The 567-nt window shown below is 57.8% G+C and carries 1 protein-coding gene; it reads right to left on the reverse strand.

Annotated features, from left to right (window positions below; genetic code table 11):
- Window positions 1–567, reverse strand: a 567-nt coding sequence (locus SHEWPOL2_RS22115) for a VCBS domain-containing protein (RefSeq protein WP_037431908.1), incomplete at both ends; no start/stop codon positions are given.

A 567-nucleotide genomic window follows, 5' to 3' on the forward strand; every position in this document is an offset into this window, starting at 1 on the left:
TTCACTGACGGATTGGCTTTGCGCCGTGAGTACCGGCGCGTCGTTGCTGCCAGTGAGGGTAACGGTGACTGTATGATTAGTGCCATCGGCGCTGGTAACGGTGAAGCTGTCGGTGAGCGTGGCACCGGCTTTGAGTTGCTGGATGGCTGACTGGTGGTTGTCAGCACGATAACTCCACTGTCCGTCTTCGCTCAGGCTGAAGTGGCCATAGGTTCCTGCCGTATTGGGCTGCACCGTGAAGTGTGCTTGGCCGAGGTCTGGGTCGCTGATGCTTAGTTGGCCACTCGTCTGCAATTGGCCCTTCTTGACAGACAGATCCTCGGTGACTGTGCCCTGGTCGGCGCCACCGATCATTGCGCCGTCGTCCTTACCTGCAATGGTTACTATGACTTGGTGCGTCGTGCCATCGGCACTGGTCACCGTAAAAGTATCCGTCACGTGCTGCCCAGTCTTGAGCGCCTGCACCTCGGGCTTGTTGTTGTCTAGCTGGTAGGCCCACAGGCCATCTGTGTCGAGGTTGAAGCTGCCGTAGATGCCAGCTGTATCGATTTGCGCGTTGAAGTGAGC

It is taken from the genome of Shewanella sp. POL2, assembly GCF_000282755.1.
Lineage (GTDB): Bacteria > Pseudomonadota > Gammaproteobacteria > Enterobacterales > Shewanellaceae > Shewanella > Shewanella xiamenensis.